The organism is Testudinibacter sp. 'clade 2' (assembly GCF_006227735.1).
In the GTDB taxonomy this organism is placed as follows: domain Bacteria; phylum Pseudomonadota; class Gammaproteobacteria; order Enterobacterales; family Pasteurellaceae; genus Chelonobacter.
Genome location: NZ_VDHB01000199.1, coordinates 1 through 3,555, shown reverse-complemented (window position 1 = coordinate 3,555; position 3,555 = coordinate 1). Strand labels below are relative to the sequence as shown.

Genomic DNA, 3,555 nt, shown 5'->3' with positions numbered 1-3,555 from the left:
TCGCCCCCTACTTTTGCAATATAAATTATGTATTTTAACCTTTTCCAACCACTTAAATATTATTGATAAACGGCTTTTTACCACTATAAATAGAGGAAAAAATGAACAACTCAGTATTAACCGTGATCGGTAAAGATCGGATCGGGATTGTGTATGATGTGGCGAAATTATTAGCCGAACAACAAATTAATATCGTCAATATCAGCCAACAATTAATGAATGAATTTTTTACCATGATTGTGTTGGTCGATACCAGCGCTTGCGCCAAAGATTACCAAACATTAGCGGCATTTTTTGTTGAAGAAGGCAAAAAGTTGGGCTTGGAATTGCGCTTGCAAAATACCGATATTTTCAATGCCATGCACCGGATTTAAGGATTGAAGATGAGCAACAGTATTCAATCTTACGAAATTTTAGAAACACTGAAAATGGTGTCGGATCAACACTTTGATGTGCGCACCATCACCATCGGCATTGATCTGCACGATTGTATCAGCCCCGATTTGGCGACCTTAAACCAAAATATTTTCAACAAAATTACCCATGTCGGCAAAGACTTGGTGCAAACCGCCCAAGAGCTGTCGGCTAAATATGGTGTGCCGATTGTCAATCAGCGCATTTCAGTGACGCCGATTGCGCAAATCGTAGCCGCCACTAAAGCAGACAGTTATGTCTCGATTGCCCAAACCTTGGATCGCGCCGCCAAAGCGATTGGCGTGTCGTTTATCGGCGGTTTTTCCGCTTTGGTGCAAAAAGGCATGAGCCCGTCGGACGAAGTGTTGATCCGCTCGATTCCAGAAGCAATGAAAGTGACCGATATTGTCTGTAGCTCAGTCAATATCGGCTCGACCAAAGCCGGGATCAATATGGATGCGGTGAAACTGGTGGGGGAAATCGTTAAGCAAACTGCGGAAATCACCCCGGACGGTTTTGGTTGCGCCAAGTTGGTGGTATTTTGCAATGCGGTGGAAGACAATCCGTTTATGGCGGGTGCCTTTCACGGTTCCGGCGAAGGCGATACGATCATCAATGTCGGTGTTTCCGGTCCGGGCGTAGTCAAAGCGGCGTTGGAAAGCTCGAATGCAAAAACCTTGACTGAAGTTGCCGAAGTGGTGAAAAAAACTGCATTTAAAATCACCCGTGTCGGTGAACTGATCGGGCAAGAAGCCAGCAAACGCTTAGGCATTCCGTTCGGTATTTTGGATCTCTCGCTCGCGCCAACCCCTGCCGTCGGCGACAGCGTGGCAAGAATCTTGGAGCAGATGGGCTTGAGCGTGTGCGGCACGCACGGCACCACCGCTGCTTTAGCGTTGTTAAATGACGCAGTCAAAAAAGGCGGCATGATGGCATCAAGTGCGGTCGGCGGTTTGAGCGGTGCCTTTATTCCGGTCTCGGAAGATGAGGGGATGATCAAAGCAGCGGAACAAGGGGTGCTGACGCTGGATAAACTGGAAGCGATGACTGCCGTTTGTTCGGTTGGGTTGGATATGATCGCCGTACCGGGCTACACCACTGCCGCCACCATTTCCGGCATTATCGCCGATGAAGCGGCAATCGGCATGATCAACAGCAAAACCACCGCAGTGCGGATTATCCCCGTGCCAGATAAAGATGTTGGCGACAGCGTGGAATTCGGCGGTCTGCTCGGCTATGCGCCAATTATGCCGATCAAACAAGGCAACTGTGAAATCTTCGTCAACCGTGGCGGACGCATTCCAGCGCCGGTACAGGCGTTAAAAAATTAATTGTTCAACCAAAGTGCGGTCAGAACCTAATCTGAACCGCACTTGTACTTCTCACTCAATATTCCTTTTCGTTCTAACAAAATCCAATTGATTATTTCTCCTTTATCGATTTTATTGTATGTTACTCTATCGTTCGTTTACTGTTTAACAAGGAATCCCAATGAAATCAACCGTACTTTTCTCTTTGACCGCACTTGCACTCTCATTTTCTGTCGCCGCCCAAGCGGCACCGCATACGCTGATTAACTGTATCAGCAACTCGCCCGGTCAATTCAGCCCGGCGATTATCAATGATGCCAATGATTTCAACGCCAGTTCACAACAGGTTTATGACAGTTTATTGGCGTTTAAACCCGCTTCAACCGAGATCGAACCGGGATTAGCGGAGCGGTGGGAAATCAGTGATGATGGTTTGAGTTACACTTTTCACTTGCGCAAAGGGGTAAAATTTCATGCCAATAAGGAATTTAGCCCGAGCCGCGATTTTAACGCCGACGATGTGTTGTTTTCTTATTTGCGCCAAGCGGACAAAGATCACCCGTTCCATCATGTTTCCAGCGGAACCTATTTCTATTTCAACTGGATGGCGCTGCCAAAGCTGTTGAAATCAGTCGAAAAAGTCGACGACTACACAGTGAGAATCAACCTGAACCAAGCCTATTCGCCATTCTTGAAAATTGTGGCAATGGATTTTCTGTCAATTTATTCCAAAGAGTATGCCGATAAGATGTTGGCAGCAGGCAAACCCGAAACCATTGATAAAACACCGATTGGCACCGGGCCGTTTGTGTTTCAAGGCTATCAATTGGATCAAGCGATTCGCTACAGCGCCAACGCCGATTATTGGCGCGGCAAAGCCGATATTGATCGCTTGATTTTCAGCATCACGCCGGACGCTACCGCGCGTTACGCAAAATTGCAAACCGGCGCTTGCGATGTCATTGATTTCCCGAATATCGCCGATATCGAACAGATGAAAAACAATCCCAAAGTGCGGTTATTTGCCAAAGAAGGGCTAAATTTAGCCTACATCGGCATCAACCATCGCAAAGCGCCGCTGGAAAATGTGAAAGTGCGGCAAGCCCTGAATTATGCCACCGATAAACAGTCGATTATCAACGTGGTTTATCAAGGCGGCAGCGGCGTGGCGGCAAAAAATCCGTTCCCGCCAAGCGTGTTGGGCTACAACGATACGATTGAAGATTATCCGTTTGATTTAGAAAAAGCCAAACAATTGCTGGTTGACGCCGGTTATGGTGAAGGGTTTGAAACTGAAATTTGGGTGCAGCCTGTGGTGCGTCCATCGAATCCGAACCCACGTCGCACCGCTGAAATTTTGCAAGCGGATTGGGCGAAAATCGGCATAAAAGCCAACTTAGTCACCCACGAATGGGCGGATTTCAACAAACGCACCCGTGAAGGCGAGTTTTATACCGGCACTTACGGCTGGACCAGTCGCAACGGCGATCCAGACAACTTTTTAGCACCATTGCTCGGTTGTGAAAACGTCGGCGGAACCAACTACGCCGGCTGGTGCAATACGGAATTTGAAAGTTTGATTCAGCAAGCGGTCACCACCTCTGATGAGGCGCAACGAGCAGCGTTATATCAACAAGCGTTAGTAATTGCCAAACAACAGGCCCCGTTGATTCCGCTGGCACACTCAGTCAACTATGTGCCGACCAGCCTACGGGTACAAAATTTCCAACAAAGTCCGTTTGGTTATACTGCATTTTATGGGGTGAAAGTGGCGGATTAGGTTTAATCACAAATTTAGGGCGCATTTAGGGCCTGTTGATCTTTGTTTATA

At 47.5% G+C, this 3,555-nt stretch carries 3 protein-coding genes; all 3 read left to right on the top strand.

Annotated elements, in window-relative coordinates:
• The first annotated feature begins 101 nt into the window (after positions 1-101).
• The 3 genes from FHQ30_RS12540 to FHQ30_RS12530 all read left to right on the top strand — a co-directional run bounded on the left by FHQ30_RS12540 (position 102) and on the right by FHQ30_RS12530 (position 3,504).
• The gene (locus FHQ30_RS12540; protein ID WP_139609103.1) at positions 102-374 is read left to right on the top strand and encodes an ACT domain-containing protein; all 273 of its coding nucleotides are present in this window, start codon (positions 102-104) and stop codon (positions 372-374) included.
• Between the two features lie 9 nt (positions 375-383).
• Positions 384-1,745 carry a PFL family protein gene (locus FHQ30_RS12535; RefSeq protein WP_139611579.1) on the top strand — a complete coding sequence of 454 codons (1,362 nt, stop codon included), beginning with the start codon at positions 384-386 and terminating at the stop codon, positions 1,743-1,745.
• A 160-nt stretch (positions 1,746-1,905) separates the two neighbouring features.
• Complete coding sequence (locus FHQ30_RS12530) at positions 1,906-3,504, top strand: ABC transporter substrate-binding protein (protein ID WP_139611580.1); 1,599 nt, start codon at positions 1,906-1,908, stop codon at positions 3,502-3,504.
• Positions 3,505-3,555 lie beyond the last annotated feature (51 nt).

Coding starts and splice junctions, on each gene's coding strand:
- FHQ30_RS12540 (WP_139609103.1), top strand. CDS start 102: ATGAACAACTCAGTATTAACCGTGATCGGTAAAGATCGGATCGGGATT.
- FHQ30_RS12535 (WP_139611579.1), top strand. CDS start 384: ATGAGCAACAGTATTCAATCTTACGAAATTTTAGAAACACTGAAAATG.
- FHQ30_RS12530 (WP_139611580.1), top strand. CDS start 1,906: ATGAAATCAACCGTACTTTTCTCTTTGACCGCACTTGCACTCTCATTT.